At 66.0% G+C, this 24,068-nt stretch carries 24 protein-coding genes; 17 read left to right on the top strand and 7 right to left on the bottom strand.

Annotation, left to right across the window (positions count from 1 at the left end; translation table 11 throughout):
- Positions 1-13: 13 nt before the first annotated feature.
- The 16 genes from ACV4UZ_RS16790 to ACV4UZ_RS16715 all read left to right on the top strand — a co-directional run bounded on the left by ACV4UZ_RS16790 (position 14) and on the right by ACV4UZ_RS16715 (position 15,832).
- A complete protein-coding gene (locus tag ACV4UZ_RS16790) occupies positions 14-766 on the top strand; it encodes an HpcH/HpaI aldolase family protein (protein ID WP_491601936.1) in 753 nt (250 codons plus the stop codon).
- Entirely contained in the window at positions 763-1,533 is a 771-nt protein-coding gene (locus tag ACV4UZ_RS16785) for a 3-deoxy-manno-octulosonate cytidylyltransferase (protein ID WP_491601935.1), read from the top strand. The genes ACV4UZ_RS16790 and ACV4UZ_RS16785 overlap by 4 nt, the downstream gene beginning before the upstream one ends.
- The gene (locus tag ACV4UZ_RS16780; RefSeq protein WP_491601934.1) at positions 1,530-2,564 is read left to right on the top strand and encodes a Gfo/Idh/MocA family protein; all 1,035 of its coding nucleotides are present in this window, start codon (positions 1,530-1,532) and stop codon (positions 2,562-2,564) included. Before ACV4UZ_RS16785 ends, ACV4UZ_RS16780 begins: the two co-directional genes overlap by 4 nt.
- Positions 2,561-2,950: an SxtJ family membrane protein gene (locus ACV4UZ_RS16775; protein WP_491601933.1), complete on the top strand. Its 390-nt coding sequence runs from the start codon at positions 2,561-2,563 to the stop codon at positions 2,948-2,950. Before ACV4UZ_RS16780 ends, ACV4UZ_RS16775 begins: the two co-directional genes overlap by 4 nt.
- Before the next feature lie 18 nt (positions 2,951-2,968).
- Positions 2,969-3,121 carry a DUF5989 family protein gene (locus ACV4UZ_RS16770; RefSeq protein ID WP_491601932.1) on the top strand — a complete coding sequence of 51 codons (153 nt, stop codon included), beginning with the start codon at positions 2,969-2,971 and terminating at the stop codon, positions 3,119-3,121.
- A gap of 12 nt (positions 3,122-3,133) precedes the next feature.
- Entirely contained in the window at positions 3,134-4,924 is a 1,791-nt protein-coding gene (locus tag ACV4UZ_RS16765; RefSeq protein WP_491601931.1) for a carbamoyltransferase family protein, read from the top strand.
- Entirely contained in the window at positions 4,924-5,952 is a 1,029-nt protein-coding gene (locus ACV4UZ_RS16760; RefSeq protein ID WP_491601930.1) for a class I SAM-dependent methyltransferase, read from the top strand. Before ACV4UZ_RS16765 ends, ACV4UZ_RS16760 begins: the two co-directional genes overlap by 1 nt.
- A gap of 5 nt (positions 5,953-5,957) precedes the next feature.
- A complete protein-coding gene (locus tag ACV4UZ_RS16755) occupies positions 5,958-7,058 on the top strand; it encodes an SGNH/GDSL hydrolase family protein (RefSeq protein WP_491601929.1) in 1,101 nt (366 codons plus the stop codon).
- A gap of 11 nt (positions 7,059-7,069) precedes the next feature.
- Complete coding sequence (gph, locus tag ACV4UZ_RS16750; protein WP_491601928.1) at positions 7,070-7,732, top strand: phosphoglycolate phosphatase; 663 nt, start codon at positions 7,070-7,072, stop codon at positions 7,730-7,732.
- Positions 7,729-8,697, top strand: a complete 969-nt coding sequence (locus ACV4UZ_RS16745) for a phosphoglycerate dehydrogenase (RefSeq protein ID WP_491601927.1) — start codon at positions 7,729-7,731, stop codon at positions 8,695-8,697. Before gph ends, ACV4UZ_RS16745 begins: the two co-directional genes overlap by 4 nt.
- Before the next feature lie 143 nt (positions 8,698-8,840).
- Positions 8,841-10,733, top strand: coding sequence for an asparagine synthase (glutamine-hydrolyzing) (asnB, locus tag ACV4UZ_RS16740; RefSeq protein WP_491601926.1), 1,893 nt, complete (start codon positions 8,841-8,843; stop codon positions 10,731-10,733).
- 27 nt (positions 10,734-10,760) lie between these two features.
- Complete coding sequence (asnB, locus tag ACV4UZ_RS16735; RefSeq protein WP_491601925.1) at positions 10,761-12,608, top strand: asparagine synthase (glutamine-hydrolyzing); 1,848 nt, start codon at positions 10,761-10,763, stop codon at positions 12,606-12,608.
- Positions 12,605-13,711, top strand: a complete 1,107-nt coding sequence (locus tag ACV4UZ_RS16730; RefSeq protein WP_491601924.1) for a hypothetical protein — start codon at positions 12,605-12,607, stop codon at positions 13,709-13,711. Before asnB (ACV4UZ_RS16735) ends, ACV4UZ_RS16730 begins: the two co-directional genes overlap by 4 nt.
- Positions 13,708-14,631 (top strand): lipid II:glycine glycyltransferase FemX, encoded by a 924-nt coding sequence (locus tag ACV4UZ_RS16725; RefSeq protein WP_491601923.1) that lies wholly within the window; start codon positions 13,708-13,710, stop codon positions 14,629-14,631. Before ACV4UZ_RS16730 ends, ACV4UZ_RS16725 begins: the two co-directional genes overlap by 4 nt.
- A 59-nt stretch (positions 14,632-14,690) precedes the next feature.
- Complete coding sequence (locus tag ACV4UZ_RS16720; RefSeq protein WP_491602433.1) at positions 14,691-15,287, top strand: SIS domain-containing protein; 597 nt, start codon at positions 14,691-14,693, stop codon at positions 15,285-15,287.
- A complete protein-coding gene (locus ACV4UZ_RS16715; RefSeq protein WP_491601922.1) occupies positions 15,287-15,832 on the top strand; it encodes a D-glycero-alpha-D-manno-heptose-1,7-bisphosphate 7-phosphatase in 546 nt (181 codons plus the stop codon). The genes ACV4UZ_RS16720 and ACV4UZ_RS16715 overlap by 1 nt, the downstream gene beginning before the upstream one ends.
- On the opposite strand, the gene ACV4UZ_RS16710 is transcribed toward ACV4UZ_RS16715, so the two are convergent.
- From ACV4UZ_RS16710 to ACV4UZ_RS16685, 6 genes are all read right to left on the bottom strand, one after another.
- Positions 15,817-17,727 (bottom strand): hypothetical protein, encoded by a 1,911-nt coding sequence (locus ACV4UZ_RS16710; protein ID WP_491601921.1) that lies wholly within the window; start codon positions 17,725-17,727, stop codon positions 15,817-15,819. The two genes, ACV4UZ_RS16715 and ACV4UZ_RS16710, sit on opposite strands and share 16 nt — an antisense overlap.
- A 117-nt stretch (positions 17,728-17,844) precedes the next feature.
- Positions 17,845-18,567 (bottom strand): glycosyltransferase family 2 protein, encoded by a 723-nt coding sequence (locus ACV4UZ_RS16705; protein ID WP_491601920.1) that lies wholly within the window; start codon positions 18,565-18,567, stop codon positions 17,845-17,847.
- A 4-nt stretch (positions 18,568-18,571) separates the two neighbouring features.
- Positions 18,572-19,150: an acyltransferase gene (locus ACV4UZ_RS16700; protein ID WP_491601919.1), complete on the bottom strand. Its 579-nt coding sequence runs from the start codon at positions 19,148-19,150 to the stop codon at positions 18,572-18,574.
- A gap of 1 nt (position 19,151) precedes the next feature.
- A complete protein-coding gene (locus tag ACV4UZ_RS16695; protein ID WP_491601918.1) occupies positions 19,152-20,171 on the bottom strand; it encodes a Gfo/Idh/MocA family protein in 1,020 nt (339 codons plus the stop codon).
- Between the two features lies 1 nt (position 20,172).
- A complete protein-coding gene (locus tag ACV4UZ_RS16690; RefSeq protein WP_491601917.1) occupies positions 20,173-21,273 on the bottom strand; it encodes a DegT/DnrJ/EryC1/StrS family aminotransferase in 1,101 nt (366 codons plus the stop codon).
- A 51-nt stretch (positions 21,274-21,324) separates the two neighbouring features.
- A complete protein-coding gene (locus tag ACV4UZ_RS16685; RefSeq protein WP_491601916.1) occupies positions 21,325-21,630 on the bottom strand; it encodes a hypothetical protein in 306 nt (101 codons plus the stop codon).
- Between ACV4UZ_RS16685 and ACV4UZ_RS16680 the strand changes: the two genes are divergently transcribed.
- Positions 21,620-22,903 carry a DUF8712 domain-containing protein gene (locus tag ACV4UZ_RS16680; protein WP_491601915.1) on the top strand — a complete coding sequence of 428 codons (1,284 nt, stop codon included), beginning with the start codon at positions 21,620-21,622 and terminating at the stop codon, positions 22,901-22,903. The genes ACV4UZ_RS16685 and ACV4UZ_RS16680 overlap by 11 nt on opposite strands.
- On the opposite strand, the gene ACV4UZ_RS16675 is transcribed toward ACV4UZ_RS16680, so the two are convergent.
- Positions 22,818-24,062, bottom strand: coding sequence for an O-antigen ligase family protein (locus ACV4UZ_RS16675; protein WP_491601914.1), 1,245 nt, complete (start codon positions 24,060-24,062; stop codon positions 22,818-22,820). The genes ACV4UZ_RS16680 and ACV4UZ_RS16675 overlap by 86 nt on opposite strands.
- Positions 24,063-24,068 lie beyond the last annotated feature (6 nt).

The following is a 24,068-nucleotide window of genomic DNA, read 5'->3' as shown; positions in this document are numbered from 1 at the left end:
GGGGGAATCGGGAATGGGCAACCCGCTGAAGCACCGTATGGCCGAGGGCGAGACCCTGGTGGGGGCCTGGCTGACCACTTCGTCCGACGAGGTCGCCGAGATCATGGCCTCGCTGGGTTTCCATTGGCTGGCGGTCGATATGGAGCACGGTTCGGCCGGGGTGCGCGAAGCCTGCGCGGCCTTCCGCGCCGCCGAGCGTTTCGGTGTTGCCCCGCTGGCCCGCCTGACCTCGGCCGATCCCTATCTGGCCCGACGCTTGTTGGATGGCGGCGCCGCCGGACTGATCGTGCCGGTGGTGGAAAGCGCCGAGGCGTTTTCCGGCTTCCTGAACCATTGCCTCTATCCGCCCAAGGGGCGGCGCGGCGTCGGCCTGTCGCGCTGCAACGAGTGGGGCGCTCACTTCCAGGATTACCTGACCGGCTTCAGTCCGGTCATCGTGCCGCAGATCGAGACCATGGCCGGAGTGGAGGCCGCCGCCGCCATCGCCGCCCTGCCCGAGGTGGACGCCCTTTTCCTTGGACCTTACGACCTGTCGGCCAGCCTGGGACAGCCGGGCGACTTCACCACCCCGGGGTATAAGGACTCGCTCGTCCGGGTCAGGGAGGCTTGCCGCCTGCACGGCAAGGCCCTTGGTATTCATCAGGTTGCCACGGTCGCCGCCGAGCTCGAGGCCCGCAAGGCCGAAGGTTTCCGCTTCATCGCCTACGGCACCGACGCCATCGCCATCCGGACCGCCCTGGCGGCCGTCGCCAAGGTCGCGCCATGAGAACAGTCTGCGTCATTCCCGCCCGCATGGCCTCCAGCCGCTTTCCCGGCAAGCCGCTGAAGCCCATGCTGGGCCTCGCCCTGATCCTGCACGTCTGGCACCGCTGCCGCCTTGCCGCGGGTGTCGATCGGGTGGCGGTGGCCACCTGTGACCAGGAGATTTTCGATGCGGTGGTCGCGGCGGGCGGCGAGGCGGTGATGACCGCCGACACCCATCCCGGCTGCGTCGATCGCACGGTGGAGGCCATCGCCAACATGGGCGAGAGCTTGAACGACGCGGATCTGGTGCTGATGGTCCAGGGCGACGAGGTCATGGTGACGCCCGAGATGATGGCCGAGGTGGTGGAGACCTACGCCCGCACCGGTGATCAGGTCGTCAACCTCGCCACCCGGCTGTATCGGCCCGAGGATCACGACGATCCCAACGCGGTAAAGGTGTGCAGCGCACCTGACGGCCGCGCCCTTTTCTTCTCGCGCTCGCCCATTCCCTCCCGGGTGCGCCAACCCGAGGTGCCTGTCTACCAGCAGACCGGGGTGATCGGTTTCAAGCCATCCTTCCTGACCCGCTTCGGCGCATTGGAGCGCACCCCTCTGGAAATCGCCGAGGGCATCGACATGCTGCGCACCCTGGAGCACGGCCTGCCCATCCGCATCGTCAGGAGCGATATCGAGACTGTCGGCGTCGATACGCCCGCCGATCTGGCGCGCGGAGAATCCATGCTGCGTGCCGATCCGGCGACGGCCCGCTATCTGGACCTTCCGGCATGACCAGGCTGCGGGTCGGTATCGCCGGTTACGGCGTGGTGGGACGGCGACGGCGCCAGCACATCGATGCCCGTGACGACATGGTCACGGTGGCGGTGTGTGACCGCGCCTTCGCAGAGGATGGGACCCTGGACGATGGAATTCCCGCCTTCGTCGGTTGGGAGAGGCTGCTGGATCAGACTCTGGACGTCCTGTTCGTCTGTCTGACCAACGATGTGGCCGCCGAGGTGACCCGTGCGGGGCTGGAGCGCGGCCTGCATGTCTTCTGCGAGAAGCCGCCGGGCCGCGACGTGGCCGATATCCAGAGCGTGATCGCGGTGGAAAAGCGCCATCCCGGCCTGAAGCTCAAATACGGCTTCAACCACCGTTACCATGATTCGGTGCGCGATGCCCTGGCCCATATGCGTTCGGGCGAGCTGGGCCGGGTGATCGACATCAAGGGGGCCTACGGCAAGTCCAAGGTCATCAGTTTCGGCCAGAGCGACTGGCGCTCGAAGCGCGCCATTGCCGGTGGCGGCATCCTGTTGGACCAGGGCATCCATATGGTGGACCTGATGCGGCTGTTCGCCGGCGAGTTCACCGATATCCACTCCGTGATCTCCAACGGCTTTTGGGGGCATGACGTGGAGGACAACGCCTACGCCCTGATGCGGAGCGAGTCCGGCGTGGTTGCCATGCTGCATTCTTCGGCCACCCAGTGGCGGCATCGTTTCCGCCTGGAGGTCACCCTGGAGAGGGGTGGCCTGATCCTGTCGGGCATTCTCTCGGGCTCCAAGAGCTATGGCGCCGAAACCCTGACCGTGGTCTGGGCCGACGAGGATGGCGGCGGTGATCCGCGTGAACAGACCACCCGCTATAATCACGACCCGTCCTGGGCCGATGAGATCGCCGATTTTGCCCGCTGCGTGACGGAGGGTCGCCCGGTTGAGGACGGTTCCTCGTTGCAGGCGTTGCGGACCATGGAACTGGTCTATCGAATCTATTGCGCCGATCCTGCCTGGAAGGCGCGCTGGAAGCTTGAGGAACCGTCATGAAGCCACCCAAACAGACCGACCGGGCCTTTGGCCTGACCTTTGCCGGCGTGTTCGCCGTCATCTTCGTGGTCGCCGGCGTGGTCTTCCAGCATTGGCTGACCTGGGCGTGGGCCTGGGCGGTGGGCTTCCTGGCCGTTGCGCTGGTCATGCCCGGCTTGCTGATGCCGTTCAACCGGCTGTGGCGGCTGGTGGGGGGGGCGGTGGGACATGTGAGCAATCATCTGCTGCTCGGCCTGTTTTTTTACCTCCTGGTCACACCGGTCGGGTTTATACTCCGCGCGCTCGGGAAGGACCCCATGCAGCGGGACAGGATGCCTGGGGATGGGACCTACTGGACCCCAGTTCAGCGGCAATCCACCACCGATACCCTCGACGATCTTTTCTAGCGAATTACGGAGCCGGCAATGCTTTCCGTCCTTGGCCAATTGTTCAAGTTCATGCAGGTCTATCGGAAATTCTGGCTTGCCCCGATCATTCTGGGCCTGCTGGCATTGGGTCTGTTGCTGGTCGCGGCGCAAAGCACCGCTATCGCCCCCTTCATCTACGCTATCTTCTGACGGCCGGTATCCATGATCGTCCTTGGTATTTCCGCCTTCTATCATGACAGCGCGGCAGCCCTGGTCCGCGACGGCGTGGTCATCGCCGCCGCCCAGGAGGAGCGTTTCACCCGTGAGAAGCACGATTCCGGTTTTCCCGCCAGATCCATCGCCTATTGCCTGGATCAGGCGGGAATTTCCCTGGATCAGGTGGATTATGCCGCCTTCTACGACAAGCCGCTCCTGACCTTCAACCGGCTGCTGGAAACCTACCTTGCCTTCGCGCCGCGCGGCTTTGGTTCGTTCGTCGCGGCCATTCCGGTCTGGGTGAAGGAAAAGATCCTGCAAAAGGATCTGATCCGCGACGGCCTTAACGGACTCGACCGGGGCAAGGTGAGTCCCGGGCAGATATTGTTCAGTTTCCACCACCACTCCCATGCCGCCAGCGCCTTCTACCCGTCGCCCTTCGACAAGGCGGCGGTGTTGGTGATGGACGGCGTCGGCGAATGGGCCACCACGACCATGGGGCGGGGTGAGGGTGCCACCCTGACGCTGGATCGGGAGATCCGCTTCCCCCATTCCATCGGCATGCTGTATTCCGCCCTGACCTACTACCTCGGCTTCAAGGTCAATGAAGGCGAGTACAAGGTCATGGGGCTGGCACCCTATGGCGAGCCGAAATATGCGCAGCTGATGCTGGACAAGCTGCTGGACCTGAAGGATGACGGTTCGTTCCGCCTGGACATGCAGTATTTCAACTACTGCACCGGGCTGACCATGACCAATGGCGCCTTCGACCTGCTGTTCGGCGGTCCGCCGCGCAAATCCGCGGAGCCGCTGACCCAGCGCCATATGGACCTGGCCCGTTCGGTCCAGGCGGTGACCGAGGAAGTGGTGCTGCGCGTCGCCCGGACGCTGCACCGCGAGACCGGGATGGACAATCTGTGCATGGCCGGTGGCGTGGCGTTGAACTGTGTCGCCAATGGCCGGCTGCTGCGGGAAGGACCGTTCAAGAACATCTGGATCCAACCGGCGGCGGGCGATGCCGGCGGCGCGCTGGGCGTGGCCCTGGCGGTTTCACACACCAAGGGGGGTGTTCCCAGGGTGGTGGCCGCCGCTGGCGATTCCATGCAGGGCTCGTATCTGGGTCCGGCCTTCGACGAGGCCCAGGTGGCCGAGGCGCTGACCGCTCGCGGCGCGGTGTGGAGCGACGTATCCGACGCCGACCTGTTTTCCACTGTCGCCGAGGCTCTGGCCTCGGACAAGGTGGTGGGCTGGTTCCAGGGTCGGATGGAATTCGGACCGCGTGCTTTGGGCAACCGCTCGATCCTGGGGGATCCCCGCTCCGAGCGCATGCAGCGCATGCTCAATCTGAAGATCAAATACCGCGAGGGCTTCCGCCCCTTCGCGCCGGCCGTGATGCGCGAGCATGTGGGCGAATGGTTCGGTCTGGACGGGGATAGCCCTTACATGCTGATCGTCGCTCCGGTCCTGGAGGAACACCGCCGCACTCTCGGTGCCGAAGAGGCCGCCTTGCAGGGTCTCGAGCGGCTAAACCAGGTGCGCAGCTCCATTCCGGCGGTGACTCACGTGGATTATTCCGCCCGTATCCAGACGGTACATCCGGAGAGTAATCCCCAGTTCTATCGTCTTCTGGAGGCCTTCAAGGCCCGTACCGGCTGCCCAATTCTGGTCAATACCAGCTTCAATGTCCGTGACGAGCCCATCGTCTGTACTCCCGACGACGCCTATCGCTGCTTCATGGGAACCGAGATGGACATGCTGGTGTTGGGCAACAAGGTTCTGTGGAAGGAGAAGCAGTGATGGCCCCAGTCCAAGACGGCGCCGTCGCGTCAACACCGCTGTTCTCCCCGCGTATCCTGGCCTGCCTGAAGGAGCCCGGCGGCCCCGACGAATCGGGGCTGGAACTGGTGGACGGCGGTTTGCGTGGGACTCTCTCCGGCAAAATCTACGAGCATATCCGGGGCGTACCGTCGCTCTACCAGCCGCCACCCGGCGAGGGTGAGGAGGTCACCGCCCGCGTGCGTTCGTTCTACGAGGAGAACCCCATTCCCAGCTACGAGGGCCTCGAGGAATTCGGCGAACTGGTCAACAAGGGCGGCCGCAATCCGTTCTCGGCCCAGCTGCTGAAGGCCATCGGCTACAACAAGACCGTGCTGGAATGCGGCTGCGGCACCGGCCAGCTCAGTCACTTCCTGCAGTTGAACAACAATCACGTCCTGGGCATCGACATGTGCCTGGCCAGCCTGGGCCTGGCCATGGAACACAAACTGCGCAACGACCTGCCGCGCAGCGCCTTTGCCCAGATGAACATCTTCGACCTGTCCATCAAGGACAACAGCTTCGACGTGGTGATTTCCCATGGCGTGCTGCACCACACCTTCGACGCGCGGCGCGCCTTCGGCCAGATCGTCCGCAAGGCTAAGCCCGGCGGCATCATCATGGTCGGGCTGTACAACCGTCCGGCCCGTCTGCCCACATGGATCCGCTCCAAGCTGATCCGACTGTTCGGCAACCGCATCGATTACGTGGTGCGCAATCGCATCCAGGATGCCCGCAAGGCCGATATCTGGATCAAGGACCAGTACTACAATCCGCACGAGACCTGGCATTCCATCGACGAGACGCTGGGATGGTTCGAGGAAAACCATGTGGACTTCCTGAACTGCTCGCCCGCCATTCTGGGGACCGACGGCGAGGACGCGCCCGGCCTGTTCGACCAGACCAGCCCGGGAAATATCTACCAGCGTACGGTGACTCAGACCTCGTGGCTGGCCACCTTCGCTCGTGAGGGGGCGCTCTTCGACATGATCGGACGCAAGCGGGGCTGAGAGAGATGAAGGACAAGGTCAAACCATCGGCGTTGGGCGCCCTTGTGGCGCTGCTGGTCGGGTTGCTGCTGCTGGGGGCGATGGCGGAAGTCATCCTGCGGGTTGCCATGCCCAACTGGCGGGAATATTCCTCCGCTTGGTTCATGGTGCCGGTTCACACCCCGGGATACGCCGCCGTCACGCTGGGGCGACCTGGTTTCGACGGTTATTTCTCGCAAAACAACGGCGATTTTCGCAGCCGCATCCGTATTAACGAATCCGGTCTGCGCAACGACGAGCCGGTTGCCGCGGCCGACGGGCGGATCTGGGTGATCGGTGATTCCATGTCCTTCGGTTGGGGGGTAGACCGCGAGCGGATCTATACCCAGGTCATAGCGGACGTGATTGAGGCCAGGACCTATAACGTGGCGGGACCGGGAACCAACGTCTGTGGCTGGAAGGCGATCTATGCCCGCATGCCCAAGGACGTGGTGCCGGCGGCGGTGGTGGTGGGGCTCACCATCGAAAACCGCATGAAGGTCTATGATTGTGACGCCGAAGTGCGCGCGGCCGAGGAGGCGGCCCATCGTCCGCCGCCTGCTCCCGGCCTGGGTGAACTGCTCGACCCCATGACCACCAAGATGTTCCTGACCGCGCATTCGGCACTTTATAACTTCTTTGCGGTCTCTCTTAAACGAGTCGGGGTGATCGAGAGGGGGCTTCTGGCCCTGGGGCTGGTGAAAAGCACGGAACTCGTCTTGCATGCCAACCATTCGCCCGAAGAGGCGCATCGCATGGTGGAAACCACCGCCGATGCCCTGAAGGGCCTGAGGGCCATGGTTCCCCCCGAGGTTCCTTTCCTGGTGGTGCTGTTCCCTGCCCGTTTCGAGATTCGCGACGGCAACACCTATTTCCGCGACATGCGCCTCGCCGAGGCGGAGGCGCTGAACGCCCGCGGCATCAAGACCCTGGATCTGTTCCCTCAGTTCAAGCAGGCGGGGCTGGAGGGAACCCATTTTGCCCATGACGGGCACTGGTCGGAGGCCGGGCACCGTATTGCCGGCCAGGCGATTGGACAGTGGTTCGTCGAGCAGGGGCTGTATGCTCCCCGCGCTTCCACCCGGTGAGGGAGAGGGACATGGTCTTCGGGGCCGTGGTTTTCGACTTGGACGGAACGCTGATCGACAGTGTTCCGGACGTGCGCAATGCCTTGAACACCATGTTGGGTGGACGAGGGCGCCGGTCGTTGTCCCTGGACGAGGTTCGCCTGATGGTGGGGGAGGGGGCTCGCGTCATGCTTGAACGCGCCTTCGCCGCCACTGGTGGGCCCGATGAAGGCCTTGAAGCCGCATTGACCGATTACCTGGCGGCCTATTCGGCGCGGCCGGTGGTCGATACGGTGGTCTATCCCGGCGCCGTCGAGGCGCTGCGCCGGCTGAAGGCGACGGGCGCCCTGCTCGGCATCTGCACCAACAAGCCCGAGGGTGTCACCCGCCTGGTTCTCGATGCCCTGGATCTGAGCGGCTTGTTCACCGCGGTGGTGGGGGGCGATACCCTGCCCTTCCGCAAGCCCGATGGCCGTCATGTCAGCGAGACCCTGGCCCGCATGGGGGCCGCCGGTCTTCGCGCCGCCTATGTGGGCGACAGCGAAACCGACGTGGCCGCCGCCCGCGATGCCGGGCTGCCGGTGGTCGCGGTGGCTTTCGGCTACAGCAAGGACGGCATCGAGGACTTGGGCGCCGACCGGGTGATCGAGCATTTCGACCGGTTGGATCAGGCTCTCGCGGATTTGGCGTCATGACCCGCATCGCGGTCTGCTCCCGCTCTTTCTCGCGCCATCCGGTGCTGCGGGCCGAATTGCAGGCCCGCTATGACGACATCACCTTCAATGATGCCGGGGTCAGCCTGGCGGGACAGGATTTGATCGAGTTCGTGCGCGGTCACGACCGCGCCGTAACGGCCCTGGAGCGGCTGGACGGCGCCTTCTTCGCCGCCTTGCCGGAATTGCGGGTGGTAGGAAAGTATGGTGTCGGGCTAGACATGATCGATCTTGCCGCCATGCGCGACCACGGCGTCCGTCTGGGCTGGACCGGCGGCGTCAACCGACGTTCGGTATCCGAGTTGGTTATCGCCATGGCGATCTCCCTGCTGCGTCGCGTTCCCCAAGGCAATCAGGAGGTACGGGCCGGCGGCTGGCGCCAGTTGATGGGGCGCCACCTCTCGGACCGCACGGTCGGCATTGTCGGCTGTGGACATATCGGCAAGGACCTGACGGTTCTGTTGCGGGCCTTCGGATGCTCGGTGCTGGCCCACGACATTCGCGATTTCCCGGAGTTCTACGCGGCGCATGGCGTTGAAAAGGTGGGGTTGGACGAATTGCTGGCCCGTGCCGACGTGGTGACGCTGCATCTGCCGTTGGATGCGTCCACCTCCAACCTTCTGTCGGTGGAAAAGCTGGCATTGATGCGGCCCGACGCGGTGCTGATCAATTGCGCCCGAGGCGGGCTGTTGGACGAGGCGGCCCTGAAGGCCATGCTGGCCGAGGGCAAGTTGGCGGGTGCTGGCCTGGACGTCTTCAACGGCGAGCCGCCGGAAGACCGCGAATTGCTGGCCATGCCCAACGTGCTGGCCACTCCCCATATCGGCGGCAGCGCCGAGGAGGCGGTGTTGGCCATGGGCCGTGCCGCCATCGCGGGCCTGGAAACGGCGGAGGTTCCGCTGCCCGGCTCGGAGGTTTGGCGGTCGGCTGGATTGCCGAAGACCTAGCCTTTCGGCCCGACTGGTCGCGCTGCGATCACCTATGGTGTCCGCCCCGAGTCTCCGCTAAAAGCATTCCATGTTCATGACCTTAGCCCGGATAGCGCGCCGCCGGCCGCCCATCTCCCCGAACCTCATGGCGAGGGCCTGACATGTGCGGCTTTGCCGGGTTGTTCCTGCCCCGCGCCGCCGGCGTGGTCGAGGCCCGTCTGGATGGGATGCTGAACCGTATCCGTCATCGGGGACCCGACGGCGTTGGTCGTCATGTCTCGGAGGATCGCCGCTTCCAGGCCGGATTCGCGCGTTTGGCGATCATCGATCTGGCCACCGGTGGCCAGCCGTTGGTCCGCAATGGCGGCGAGACCGTTCTGCTTGGCAATGGCGAGGTCTATAACTACCGGGAATTAAGGGCCGAACTGCGTGCCAAGGGCCATGTTTTCCATACCGAAGGCGACATGGAACCGGCGCTGGAGGCCTTTGTCGCCAAAGGTCCCGATTTCGTCGATGACCTCAACGGCATGTACGCCATGGCCCTTTACCAGCGCGGCGAGCACCGCCTGACGCTGGTCCGCGACCGCCTGGGGGTCAAGCCGCTGTACTGGACCCGCACGGCGGGCGGCGGTGTGTTGTTCGCCTCGGAGATCAAGGCGCTGTTCGCCTCGGGATTGGCCTGGCCCGAGGTGGACGAAGCGTCGGTTGCCGCTTTCCTGGCCCATGGCTACGTCCCGGCTCCCGCCACCTTGTACAAGGGTGTGTTCAAGCTGCCGCCGGCATCGCGGATGACGGTGAATCGGGATGGCGAGATTTCCATCGAGCGCTACTGGCGTCCCACGCCGGTGGCCGACCTGCCGGGTGACGAGGCAGGCATTCGCGCCAGACTGGTGGAGGTGATGGCCGATTCGGTGCGGCTGCAATTGCGCTCGGACGTGCCCGTTGGGGCCATGCTGTCGGGTGGGCTGGATTCCGGCCTATTGGTGGCAATGGCGGCCCGGGAACTGGACCGACCGCTCAAGACCTATACGGTGCGCTTCCTCGGGGCCCGGGTCGACGAGACGCCGCTGGCTGCCGCGGTGGCCCAGCGCTACGGCACCGATCACACGGTCTTCGAGCTGTCCACCGACAGCGCCGCCCAGTTGCTTCCCCGCCTTTGCTGGCATGCCGACGAGCCCCTGGCCGACGCTTCGCTGCTGCCCAATTATCTGATCAACGAGGTGATCGGCCGCGAGACCAGAGTGGTGCTGAACGGTACCGGCGGCGACGAACTGTTCGCGGGCTATGGCCGCTATTTCCGCCTGCCGGTCGAGACGCGCTGGTTGGGTCTGTCCCGCCCGCTGCGCAAGGCGGCCGAGTCGCTGGTCGCGACGGTCCAGCCCTTCCGGGCCTGGCAATTGGCCCGGGCCGAGAAGTTCGATCGCGACCGTGGGGCCTATCTGTTCGATCATTCCACCTTGTTTCCGCCGCCGGTCATGGCGGTTCTGGGTGGGCGCCTGTCCTTGCCCTCTCCGGCGCAATCGGCCTATTTCGCCGAATTCGACGGGCCGGCCGACAGCGGGGCGCTTTACGCCGAGATCAACACCTATCTGCCCGACGACCTGCTGTGCCTGCTGGACCGCACCACCATGGCCCATTCGGTGGAGGGGCGGGTGCCGCTGCTCGATCACCGGCTGGTCGAGGCCGCCCTGGCCGTTCCCCCCGCCATCCGCACGCCCGGCGGCCGGCAGAAGGCGCTGGAACGGGCGATTGCCGCCGATTTTCTGCCATCCGCGCTGCTGGACGCACCCAAGCAGGGGTTCGCCTCGCCGGTGCCCGCCTGGTTCGCTACCGGGGGCTTGGCCGCTCCGGCCCGGCGTCTGCTTACTCGCCGGGAAACCCTTGATCGCGGCTGGTGGACGGAGCGGGGGATCGATCGGCTGCTGGCCCGCCCGGGCGCCGACGCGTTCCGGCTTTACGCCCTGACGGCTCTCGAACTGACCATTCGCCTGCATGTGGAAGGCAGCCACGCCCAGGCGCCCTCGTCAGGTCTGGCGGAGATGGCCGATGCTTGAAAATGCCGCCGTTCAGGATTGGTCGCCATGTGCGGAATAGCTGGAACCAGCGGCGCCACACCGCAGCTCCTGGCCGGGATGCTCGATCGCTTGGCCCACCGTGGCCCGGATGGCAATGGTGTGTTCATCTGCGAGCGAACCGGTTTCGGCCTCGCCCATACCCGTCTGGCGGTGATCGATTTGAGCGAAGGCGGGCGCCAGCCCATGGTCTCGCCCTGCGGACGATGGGTCATTGCCTTCAACGGTGAAATCTACAATCACGCCCAATTGCGAGCCGAGTTGGAGGCCAAGGGGGAGCACTTCACCAGCAGCAGCGACACAGAGGTCCTGCTTCGCCTGCTGATGCGTCTGGGCGAAGGGGCTCTGGAACGGCTGGTGGGGATGTTCGCCTTCGGCCTGCTGGATCGCGAAACCGGTTCTGTCCTGCTGGCCCGGGATCGGGTGGGGATCAAGCCACTGGTCTGGGCGACGCTGCCCGGTGGCGGATTGGCCTTCGCCTCGGAGATCCGGGCGCTCAGCCAGGCGCCCGGCATTGATCTCGCTATCGACCGTGAGGCACTGAGCCAATTCCTCGCCTGCCTTTACGTCCCCGCCCCCCGCACCATCCATGCGGGGATCAGAAAGCTTGCCCCAGGCCATCTCCTGCGCTTCGTGCCGGGAAGCCCGCCGGAGGTCCATCAATGGTGGCGTCCGGCCTTTTCCGGTGAGCGGGTGCTGACCCCTGATCAGGCGGTGGAGGAACTGATGCCGGCCCTGCGCTCGGCCGTGAGGTCGTGCATGGTGTCGGATGTGCCGGTGGGCTGCTTCCTCTCGGGGGGCATCGATTCCTCGGTGATCGCCGCCCTGATGGCCGAGGAACTCGGGCGGGACACGGTGTCCAGCTTCACCATGACCTTCGCCGAGGCCGCCTATGACGAACGCGACGCCGCCAAGGCGGTGTCGCGGCATGTGGGAACCCGCCATAGCGAACTGCCGGCTTCCGCCGGGCTGGTCGGCGGGCTTGACCGCATGATCGCCGCTTTCGGAGAGCCTTTCGGCAATCCCACCGCGCTGCTGATCGGTGATCTGTCGCAGAGTGCCCGCCGGCATGTCACCGTTGCCCTGGTGGGCGATGGTGGAGACGAGGTGTTCGCCGGCTATCCCCGCTATCAGGGCGGCCTGTTGGCGGCCAAGTGGCGGCGCATTCCGGCGATCCTGCGCAAGGGTGTGATAGAGCCGGTCGTGGCCTTGCTGCCGGAAAGCACCTCCGGCCACCATACCTTGCGCCGAATCCGCGAATTCGTGGCGTCCGCCGGACTGCCCGACGCCGAGATGTACGCGTCCTGGGTGGAATATTTCAGCCCGGCGGAACGGCAGGCCCTGCTGGGCGGGACCTTGCCCGGCCGCCCCATCGCCGGGATCTATACGGCCACCGGTCGCGGCAATGCCCTGGACGCCATGCAGGAGACCGATCTGCTGTCCTTCCTGCCCGGCAACCTGATGGCCTATGGCGATGCAATGAGCATGGCCCATGCTCTGGAATTGCGCCTGCCGCTGCTTGACCATCGCCTGATCGAACTGACCCAAAATTTGTCCGCACGCTGTCGTTTCGCCGCCGGCAAGAAGACGCTGCTGAAGGCGGTTGCCCGCCGGCTGTTGCCAACCGAGATCGTCGATCGTCCCAAACTTGGCTTCAATCCCCCCATGGGCCTGTGGTTGAGGAACGAGTTGGCCGCCATGGTGGCCGAGCGTCTGGTGCCGGAGCGCATGGCCGCCCTGGGCCTGGAGTGGAAGGCCGTGGACCGCCTGCTGGCGGCCCATCGGGCCGGGCGTCGGGATTGTTCCTTGCTGGTCTGGGCATTGCTGGTACTGGAGCGCTGGGAGGCGACGCGATGATCACCACCGCGCCGTTGCCGAACTGGGCCGATCTGGGGCGAGCCGCCTTTGCCCGGCCGGATAGGGCGATGCTGGTTTCACCCTGGCTGAGACCCCTGGATACCGGGTTCCTGACCCCGCGTTCCGCCTGGGCCCTGGCGGCGGTGGCGACGGCCGTATCGCGCCGTCGAGGCGCTCCGGCCAGGGTGTTGCTGCCGGGCTGGATCTGCAATCAGTCCCTGTGGCCGTTGCGTCAGACCGGGGCCGAGCTGACCTTTTTGCCGGTGCGCTCCGATGGCGGCATGGACTGGGCCGCCGCCGGGGTAATGGGTGCCATAGACGTGGTGGTGGTGGTCCATACCTTCGGCTTCCCGGCCGAGCCGGGAGCGGCGCGGAAATTCGCCGATGACCGGGGGGCGCTGCTGGTCGAGGATGCCGCCCACGTGCTGATGCCTGGCCCTGGCCTCCATGAATCCGGGGACATGGTGCTGTATTCGCCCCACAAGCTGCTGGCGGTGCCGGAAGGCGCAATTCTGGTCATGCGGTCACGCGCCGCCGGCTGGACCTCGGCCATGGCCGAGGTCTTGGGGCAGCCCGCCAATGCCTCCGACGACTGGCGTTGGCTGGGACGGCGTCTGATCCAGGCCTTGATCCCCGACACTTTGCGCCCGTGCCTGTCCCTGGGCGGACAGGCGGATTTCAATACGGATCCGGCCACCCATTCCATGGAGCCGCCCGTCGCCCCCTCCCGCCTGGCCCGCCGGCTGCTGGCGGTCGGCGACCTGGGACGCGAGGCGGCTCGGCGCCGGGCAAACGAGGCCGTCCTGCGGCGGATGGTGGCGGCAGTGCCGGATCTGGAACCGCTGTTTCCGGCCGGCGACTGGGTTCCCTACCGCATGGCGCTTCGCGCCGCGTCGCCCGAGCTGGCGGTCCGCCATTATCAGGCCTTGCGGGCCGCCCATCTGCCGGTGGAAAGCTGGCCCGATCTGCCGCCGGAAGTGGCCGGCGATCCGGCTCATGTCCATGGTGCCGTGGCCTTGCGCCGTTCGGTGCTCTTGCTGCCCGTGCATGGCGCGCTGTCGCCCGACCAGGTGGGGTCCGCCTATTCCAAGGTGTTGACATGAGCCTGACGGTTTCCTGGGATGGCGCCACCCGGTCGGAGTGGGAGGTGATGTTCGCCAACGCTGCGGCCTCATCTCTGGTGCAGAGCTGGGCCTATGGCGAGGCCAAACGGCAGGTGGAGGGGTGGGTGCCGCGCCGCGCCGTGGTCCGCTTCGGCGACCGGCCGGTGGCTCTGGCCCAGGTGCTGGAAAAGCGGGTCGCCGGGCTGGTCCGGGTGGGTCGTCTCAATCGTGGGCCGGTATGGCTGGACGAATTGGCGATCGCCGGGAAACTTGCGGTGATCAGCCGGTTGCGCCGCCCCTGGCGCTGGTTCCGTCTGGGCGCACTGTCCCTGGCCCCGGAACTGCCCTTGGGCAGCCCGCTTCCCGCCTTTCTGCGCCGCCGCGCCGATTGCTGGCGCTCGGCCTGGCTGGATCTGTCCCGGGAGCCGGCCGAACTGCGTAAGCGCCTGGATGGCAAGTGGCGCAACATGCTGAACGCTTCGGAGAAGACCGCGCTGTCGGTGGAATCCTCGCCCGACTTTCTGCCCTGGATGCTGGAGCGTTACGGCACGCTGCTGGCCGAACGGGGATTCGGAGCCACGCCGCCCGCCCTGATCGAGGCGCTGGCGGCCCATTCTTTCCGTCCCGACGATCTGCTGGTTCTGCGTGCGATGGACGGCACCGAGCCGGTGGCCGGAATCCTTGTGGCCCGTCACGGCCAATGCGCCACTTATCTGGTGGGATGGAACGGTGAGGCGGGGCGCCGGCTTAAGGCGAACAACCGTCTGCTATGGCAGGCGGTGGAGGAGTTGCCCCGACATGGCGTGAGCAGGCTCGACCTGGGGGGCATCGATGACAGGCTGACCCCGGGCATCGCCGCCTTCAAGCGCGGCATGAACGGCGAGGAATACGTCCTGGCGGGAGAATTCCTCGGCGCTTGACCCTGATGACGCCCAAGGTCTAGAAACGGGCTTCCCTGGACTGGATGACGGTAGTGAACATGCACGCGAAGACCTATTTCGATGAAGTCGCTAAGATCGCCGCCGCCATCGATCGCGATGCCATCGAGGCTCTCGCCGTCCAATTGGCCGCCCTGCGCGAGCGGGGAGGGCGGTTGTTCCTGCTTGGGGTGGGTGGCAGTGCCGGCAATTGCAGCCACGCCGTCAACGATTTCCGCAAGCTGTGCGGGATCGAGGCGTATGCTCCCATCGACAATGTGTCGGAACTGACGGCCAGGACCAATGACGAGGGCTGGGACACCGTCTTTGTCGCCTGGCTGCGCACCAGCCGCGCGCGGGCCGATGATGCCCTGTTCGTCCTGTCGGTGGGCGGCGGCGATGCCGAGCGCAACGTCAGCGCCAATCTGGTCCATGCGGTGCGCGAGGCCAAGGAGCGCGGCATGAAGGTGTTCGGCGTGGTGGGGCGGGCCGAGGGCTTCACCGCCCGCAACGGTGACAACGTCATCGTCATTCCCGTGGCCGACCCCGCGCGCATCACGCCGCACAGCGAGGCCTTCCAGGCGGTGGTCTGGCATTGCCTGGTCTCCCATCCCGGGCTGCAGCGCCAGGAAACCAAGTGGGAAGGTCTGAAGCCCTAATGGCTCGGCCGGCGGTCTTTCTCGATCGGGACGGGGTGATCAACAACTCGGTGGTCCGCGAGGGCCGCCCCTATCCACCGGCCGACCTGAATGAGTTCCGAATCCTGCCCGGCGTGCCCGAGGCGTTGGAGCGGTTGCGTCAGGCCGGCTTCGCGAACGTCATCGTCACCAACCAGCCCGACGTCGCCACCGGAAAGCAGACGCGCGAGGTGGTCGAATCCATGCACCGCCTGATTCTGGACGGTCTGGCCATCGACCGCATCTATGCCTGTTTCGAGCAGGATGGTCCCGGCTGCCGCTGCTATAAGCCCAAGCCGGGCATGTTGCTGGATGCGGCCTTCGATTTGGATCTGGATCTGGCGGCCAGCTATATGGTGGGCGATCGCTGGCGCGATGTGGGAGCGGGCAAGGCGGCGGGCTGCTTCACCGTCTTCATTGATTACGGGTACGACGAGCGTCGCCCTGACCGTCCCGATGCCGTTGCCTCATCCCTGGCGGATGCTGTCGGCTTGATCCTGCGGCACCACCTTCAGCGCGTGTCGTAGCGGCAGGTGGTGGGCTCCAGTCTGACCAGCCGGTAATAGGCCTTGGACTCGCCCATCAGGGCGTGCAGGGCCCGCGACCCCAGCCGGACGCTTTCCATGGTTTCCACCACCCTGGCGCAGTCTTGGCTGACCAGCGCATCCGTCAGCATGATGATGCCGTCGACGGATGTCATGTCGGGCAGGCTCATGGGGCCCAGCAGCACGTGGGTGACGCCTTGGGCGCGGCTCTGGCGCCAGAACCGGGTGGGATCGGTGTTGTCCTCCCGCAGGTCGATACGTGCCTCCACATGGGGATGGGCGTAAAAGACCGGAATCTCGAACAGATAGATCAGTTCACGCTGCACCGTCAGCAGCCTGACGTCCTGACCCAGGGTGGCGTTCAGATGGGCGACCACGGAAAAGGCCGGCAGGTTGCGCGCCAGGAATGCTGTCCGGTCCTCTCCGGCAATGATCCGTCGTCCGGTATTCTGTGCCAAGACCCCCTGAGCGCCCAGTTGCAAGAGGAGCGTTGCGGCAAGAGAGCACGCCAGGGGCAGTCGCGACGGATGCCCACGGGTCGCCCGCTCCGCGGCGACGGTCAGGACAAGCAGAGCGATGGGGATGACCGGGAGATGGAAGCGTACCCTTTGCGACGTCCCGAGAAAGAACCACAAGGAATAAGTTGTGACCGCGATCAGCGCTAGCGGCAGGAGCGGTGATGAGAGAGCGGAACGGCGGAAATGCCGCAAACCAAGAAGTGCAAAAGGGGTGATGAGCAGGGGGAGCGGTCCCAGTCCCGTCCGTCCCGCCTCGAAGGTCGGGTTGGCATCGAGCAGGACCCGTACGGGATACGCCAGCCACCACCACAGGGTTTTGGGTACAAGAATTTCTGCCGCGAAGAAATGGGTGCGGACGTAATCCGCTTGCTCGGCACTCCAAGGTACGCCCGGATGATACGGAACGAGCCCGAAGAGCATCGGATAGACCGGATCGCCGGTATTCCATCCGTTCCAGCCGTACCACTGGCCGCCAGCGGCAATAACGGCCAGGCCGTAGAGGACCGTTCGCGTGACACGTCCTCCCGGCCCTCCCTTCAGCAGAACTGCGCCGACCGACGTGGCGAATATCAGGCCCGTGTACTTGGAGCCGACGAATAGGCCGCTGGCCAGTCCGGCCAGGACAATCGCCCGCCATCCTGCCCCCTTCACCGCATCGGCGGCGGCGAAGGCCGCCACCATACAGAAGCTCGCCGTGCGAACTTCGACCTGTCCCGTTCCGGCCCCGTACAGTACAGCGGGCAGCGACATGACGGCCGCCGCCAGGGCCAGGGCCCAGTCGCGATCGAGATGCCGCCGGCCATAGGCATAGGTGGCGAAGGGCAGCAGCCAGCCGGTGAGCATGCACCACAGGGTGAGCGCCCGCTCGCCGCCCAGGCCCAGGGCCAGCATATAGGTCATCTGCGGCAGCAGCGGCGCGGCCCCGTCCGAGGCGCGGGGAATGAAGAACAATCCGCCGTTCTTCAGGAACAGCTTGGGCGTGGCGAAGTGATAGGCCATGGAATCGGCATCGGCCGGCGGCGACAATCCTTCCAGGAGATCGCCCAAGGCCAGGGCGGCGATCAGGGCGGCCAGGGTCCAGGTCCAGACGGAGAACCGCTCGGCCCGCGGCGGGGAAAGGCCGCGCAGCAGCCACAGCCCGGGCAGGCCGGCCCCCGGTACGGCGGCCAGCACCGGCATTTCCAGATGATGGAACAGTGCAGGAAAGAAGGTGAGCCAGCCGAGGATGCCGAACCCCATGACCAAGGCGCGGGACAGCCGCTCCACAGCCGGTCCGCCCAGGCCCAGCACGCGGTCGAGCATCAGCCCCCAGCCCAGCATGCCGCCGATCATCAGGAGGAGAACAAGTGTCTCAATCATGAGAGGCCGACCAGTCTCAGGATGGGTCCAACGAGATCCTTGAACTGGTAGAGGAACCCCGCCAGGGCCACGACGACCCATAGCCAGGACAGGATCGCCTCGAGGCGGCGCATGGGGTTATTTCCTCAGGCCAAGGCCGATGAGGAAGATGGGGCGCAGCATGCGCCACCAGTCGATGCCCGGCTTCATCTTGGTGTTGCCGATGGCCTTGGGCGGATAGATCTTGCTGACCGGCACCTCGGTGCAGCGATAGCCCAGGCGCAGCAGCTTCATCAGGAGGTAGACCTCCAGCTCGTAGCGGTCCAGCCAGGCCTGGCGCAGATCGATGCGCGGGTCGTCCAGCACCGAGACCTTCATGGCGCGGTAGCCGTTGGTGCTTTCGGTGATGCGATGGCCGCAGAAGAAGCCCACCAGCATGGGATGCAGCCGGGTGGCGATCTTGCGGTAGAAGGGCATGTCGCCGCCATGGCGACCGCCTTCGCGCCAGCGCGAACCCATGACGAAATCCATGTCATCGTCACAGATGGGGTCGAGCAGACGGGTGATCTCTTCCGGCGAGTCCTTGTTGTTGCCGGCGATGACCACGGCGATGTCGAAGCCTTCGGCCCGGGCCTTGTCGAAGCCGGTGCGGATGGCGGCGCCCACTCCCAGCACCGCGCCCAGGCTGATCACCTCGGCGCCCTTGTCGCGGGCGGCCCGGGCGGTGCCGTCGGTGGAGCCGTCGTCCACCACCAGCACGGTATCGACGATGTCGCGGGGTGCCCGGCGAACCACCTCGGCGATCTTGACCTCCTCGTTGTAGGCGGGAGCGATCAGGATGACGCGGCGGCCCTTGTACATGGCCTCAGTCCTTGCCGCAGCGGCAGGTCGAACCGGTCTCGGGCTTGGATTCCAGCGGCTTGCCGCAGGTGCAGACCCAGCCCTTCTGCTCCGCCGGGTTGCCAGCCACCATGGCATGGGCGGGAACGTCGCGGGTGACGACGGCCCCCGCCGCCACCATGGCGTAGGCACCGATGGTCACACCCGGGCAGATCACGGCGCGCGCGCCGATGGCGGCGCCCTTGCGCACGATGGTGGTGGCCAGCCAGTTCGCCTTCTCGGCATAGCGCGCCGCGACCGAGGGAGCCCCTTCCATGCGGGGTGAGCGGGGGTGGCGGTCGTTGGTGAAGGCCATGCCGGGGCCGAGGAAGACGTCGTCCTCCACCGTGATCCCTTCCCACACCATCACCTGGTTCTTGACGGTGACCCGGTCGCCCAGCACCGCCCCGCCCTCGATGAAGGCGTGGTCGCCCACGTTGCAGCCCGAACCGATCCTGGCCCCCTTCATCACGTGGGCGAAGGCCCAGACACGGGTGCCGGCGCCGATCTCGGTGCTTTCGCACAGGGCGTTGGGATGGACGAAGACGTCGGCTCCGCCGGCCATGTCAGCGGATCTCGACCGGAACGCCGCCCTGGGCGATGGAGCGGGTGGCGGCTTCCAGGGCGCGCACCACGGCGGCGCCGTTGGCGGCGTCGGTCAGCGGCCGGGTGCCCTTTTCGATACAGTCCAGGAAATGCTCGCACTCGCTTTGCAGCGGGCGGTTCAGCTTGACCGGCACCGAGGCGTGGCCGCCGTCGACGCACAGCGTCTTGTACTCCATGAAGTCGCCCTTCAGCTCCTGGGCGGCGGGCAGATCGACGCGCTTGTCGTAGACCAGCACCGGCTCCTTGAGGTCCAGGTCGTTCCACACCGCCATCTTCTGGCTGCCGGTGATGGTCAGCGTGCGCACCTTCTGCGGGTTCAGCCAGCTGGCGTGGACATTGGCCAGGGCGCCGTTGGCGAAGGTGAAGGTGGCGAAGGTGGCGTCCTCGACCCCCTTGTTGAGGAAGCTCTGGCCCACCGCCGATACCGAAACCGGCTCGGCGCCCATCAGGTAGCTCATGATCGAGATGTCATGGCTGGCCAGATCCCACAGCGCGTTCACGTCGGTGCGCACCGGACCCAGATTGGTGCGCACGAAGCTCATGGCGTGGATGTCGCCCAGTTCGCCCCTGTCGACCAGATCCTTCAAGGCGCGGATGGTGTTGTTGTAGAGGAAGATGTGGCCCACCATCAGCACGCGGCCGACCTTGTCGGCCAGGGCGCCCAGCTCCAGGCTTTCGGCCGAGGTGAGCGTCAGCGGCTTTTCCACCAGCACATGCTTGCCGGCCTCCAGCGCCGCCTTGGCGATGGCGAAGTGGGTGTTGGTGGGCGTGGCCACCGCCACCGCCTGAATGGACTCGTCCTCCAGGATGTCGGCCAGCCGGTTGGTGGCCTTGGCCTGGGGATAGCGCTGGGAGAAGGCGGCAAGGCGCGCCGGGTCCAGGTCGCACAGGCCGGCGACCCGGGCCTTCTCGGTGGCGACGAAGGAATTGGCGACGTTGGGGCCCCAATAGCCGGTGCCGATCAGTGCGACGTCGATCATCTCAGATCACCTGGCGCAGCACGGCGGCGGCGCGCTCGGCGGCGTCGTCGGGCAGTTCGGCATAGATGGGCAGGCTGATGCAGTGGTGCGCCCAGTCCTCCGCCATGGGGAAATCCCCCGCCTTGTGGCCGAGCGAGGCATAGGCGTCAAGTTCGTGCAGGGCGAAGGGGTAATGGATGCCGGCTCCGATGCCGGCCTCGTTCAGCGCCTTCAGTACCCGGTCGCGCTCCTCCACCCGGATGACGTAGAGGTGGTAGACGGAGCCCGGATCGCTCTTGGTCAGGCGCACGCCCTCGACGCCGGCCAGGGCGGCGTCGTAGCGCCCGGCGTGCCTGCGCCGCGCATCGTTCCAGGCGGCCAGATGGGGCAGCTTGACCCTGAGGATGGCGGCCTGGATGGTGTCCAGGCGCGAGTTGGGGCCGACGATGTCGTGGTGGTACTTCTTGGACGAGCCCAGATGGCGCAGCAAGGTGAGCTTGTGGGCCAGGGCGGCATCATTGGTCAGCAGGCCGCCGGCATCGCCATAGGCGCCGAGATTCTTGCCGGGATAGAACGAGAAGCAGCCGATGGCGCCCACCGTGCCGGCCTTGCATCCGTCGCGGCTGGCGCCGTGGGCCTGGGCGGCGTCTTCCACCAGATGCAGCTTGTGCCGGGCGCAAAGAGCCTTGAGCGCCGTCAGGTCGGCCAACTGGCCGAACAGATGGACCGGCAGGATGGCCTTGGTGCGCGGCGTGATGGCCGCCTCGGCCTTGGCCACGTCCAGCAGGCCGGTTTCGGCCTCGACGTCCACCAGGACCGGCGTGGCCCCGGCCAGGGTGACGCCCAGCGCGGTGGCGATGAAGGTCATGGCCGGAACGATCACCTCGTCGCCGGGACCGATGTCCAGCGCCATCATGGCCAACTGCAGCGCGTCGGTGCCGTTGGCGCAGCCCACCGAATGGGCCGCGCCCGAGAACGCCGCGAATTCCTTCTCGAACGCCTCGACGTCCTTGCCCAGGATGAAGTCACCCCGCGCCAGCACGGCGGCGATGGCCGCGTTGACGTCCGCCTCGATGGAGCGGAACTGAGCCTTGAGATCGACGAGAGGGATGTTATCGGCCACTTGGGGGAGTCCTCGCGGGTTGGCGCCTCGCAGGCCGGAGGCCCGCTTCGGTTATTGAATTTTCGCGGTTTTGTCAATCTTCGCGGCAAGGTCGGTCGTGGGAAGCAGCCCGGTCGCGTGGCAATTGGCAATCGGTGGGCCGTTGATGTACCGTGCCCGGCGATGGCCATGCGGGGCCGTCACCTCATTGGATAATGGCGTGGGCTGGAGAGGCCTGATGCGGTTGCGGCCGATGGCGGCGTTTGGTGCCGTGTGTGCGGTGACGATTATTCTGGTCGCCGTACGGCCGGATCGATTGAGTTTTGCCGGGGCCGTTTGTGCGGCCCTGGCATTGGGTGTTGCCGCCTTGCCGGCCATTCTATCCCTTGGGAGACCGGATTCGGGGCGGCTGCCTGTTCTGCCGCTGGTCGGCCTGTTCTACATCCCATTCTTCGCCCTGCCGTGCTTCCTGTCCGGTTTCGTCTATCCGGGTGCCGGCCCCATGGTCATCTATGGGGAAGGGGCTTCGGTCCTGGGGATCGGCGTCGAAGCCACGGCAGTTCTGCTCGTGGGTGTGGTGATGCTGGTCACGGGAATGGTGGTGTCGCGGCGTTTGCCCGAACTCCCCCTGCCGCCCCTGCCCACGCCGACGCCCAGCCGTCTGGCGTGGACGGCCCGCTCGCTGCTGGCGCTCAGTTTTCTTTTCCTGGCGGTCCCCGGGCTGGAGCAGGTTCCGTCGTTGGGACAATTGGTGCGGCCGATCGGCTATCTGGCCTTCTGCCTTGCCGCGGCGGCACGGTTCGAAGGGGTAATCGGCACCGCCGAGGCGATACTGGTATTCGGTGTGCTGCTGCCCCTCCGTCTGGCCTCGGGCTTGGCGTCTGGGTCACTCAACAATGCCCTGCTTCTGCTGGCGATCCTCGCCGTATTCGCGGCATCCCGCCGGCGGCGTCTGATCGTTCCCATGGTCCTGGCGGTGGGGGTGGGGGCGGCCATCTATGCCCCCATGCAGGTGTTTCGGCATTTCTCCTGGAATCCGGTGGTGGTGTCCGCCGATCTGCCCACCAAGGCGGCCTGGGTCTGGGACCGGGCCAAGGCGATGTCCTTCGCCGAGTTGGTTCACCAGCCGCCGGGACAGCGCTCGGTACTGCAGGCCATGGCCTGGCCCTTGGCCAAGCGTCTCGATCAGATGACGGTGTTGGCCGTGGTGGTGGAGCATACGGGACGGGACGTGGCTCCGTGGGGTGGGCACACCCTGGTCAATCTGGTCACCGGCCTGGTGCCGCGCGCCTTATGGCCGGCCAAACCCGCCGAGCGCTTCGGTAACGAATTCGGACAGCGCTATGGTCTGCTGTCGCCGGTGGAAACCGCCATGTCGGTGAACCTGCCTTGGCTGACCGAATTCTACGCCAATTTCAGGCTGACGGGGGTTGTCGTCGGCATGGGGCTTGTGGGGCTGGTGCTGGGCGTCCTGGATCGCGCACTCAACCGGCCGGGGAGCAGCGGCCCCCAGGCGGCCCTGGCCGCCACCCTCCTGCTTCCCATGGTGGTGGCGGAATCCAACATCAGCCTGATGGCGTCAAATCTGCCCCTGATCGGGGTGGTGCTGTGGCTGGGACTGTTTGCGGCGTTTCGTCCCGCCGGGCGATAACGGTCAGGGCGGCGGCCAGGCAGACGGCGCACAGCCACCAGGATTGCCACATGCCGTAGCTGACCAGATCGACGATGACCACCAGGGTAAAGACCGCCGCGGCGATTCCCCGGTTGTCCCGGTCGGGGATACGGGCGATGGCGCGCATGATCATCGCCAAGGCAACCACGGTGAGGATGGCACCGATCCCTCCTAGCTCCAGCCACACCTGCACCGCCACGTTGTGGGGATGCAGGGGCATCTTGGCCTCGGACAGGATGTAATTACCGTAGCGGGGCGAGCGGACATTGATCTTGATCTCGTCGTCGCCCTCGGGAATGGAGCGTGAGGCATCGATTCCCCAGCCGAAAATCGGCTTCTCCAGCGTCTTTATGGCTCCGAAATTCCAGATGGTCAGCCGATGATGGGCGGACCGCGGCAGCCAGCTTTCGCTGGCATCCATGGTCTCCTGGGGCGAGGGCAGCAGGGCCAGGGCCGGAATGCCCGCCATGATGGCGGCAAGAATGGCAGTGATGGCAATGAAGCCCCGGCGCGGCCAGAACTTGAGGGCCAGGAACGCCATCGCCGCCAGTGGCACCGCGACCTTGATGGACAAGGGATGGCCTTTCGCGGTCACGATCAGCGCGGCACATCCCATGGCGGCGGCCCAAAACCGTTTCCCGTCCCGCCAGGCCATCAAGATGGCGGGAAGCGCCAGCATGGTCACCACGGTTTGCCCGCGGCTGAGCCGAGACAGCATCACGGCCGGAATATCGGGTTCCCGGACGGGGGGGACGGGCATGATGTAGCGGAATAGATGGCCGGTCGCCACTTCGACGACCAGCATGGCCAGGGCGATGCTGACACCGATGGCCAGGGCTCGACCGATCCGCTTGCGGTCCTCGCCGGCCAGTCCGGCGGCCAGTCCGATCAGAAACAGCCCCCCCGCCAGCTCGGCGACCGCCCCCGCCCCGGTTTTCAGGCCCTGAAGCGGGTCCAAGGTCCAAAATAGGGAGAGGAGACTCCACCCCACCAGGGCAATCAGCGTCCAGGTGGGGCCAGGGCTGACGCGGCGCCATGGCCGCTCCTTCCATGCCAGGGGAAGCAGGGCCAGCAGAATCAGGATACAAAGCGGCGCCAGGCCGCGCGGTGCCATCAGGGCGACCAAAGGTGCCAGCACTCCCGC

It is taken from the genome of Paramagnetospirillum sp. (assembly GCF_058402745.1).
Note: the sequence above shows the minus strand (reverse complement) of the source record. Positions and strands in the feature narration are given on the sequence as shown.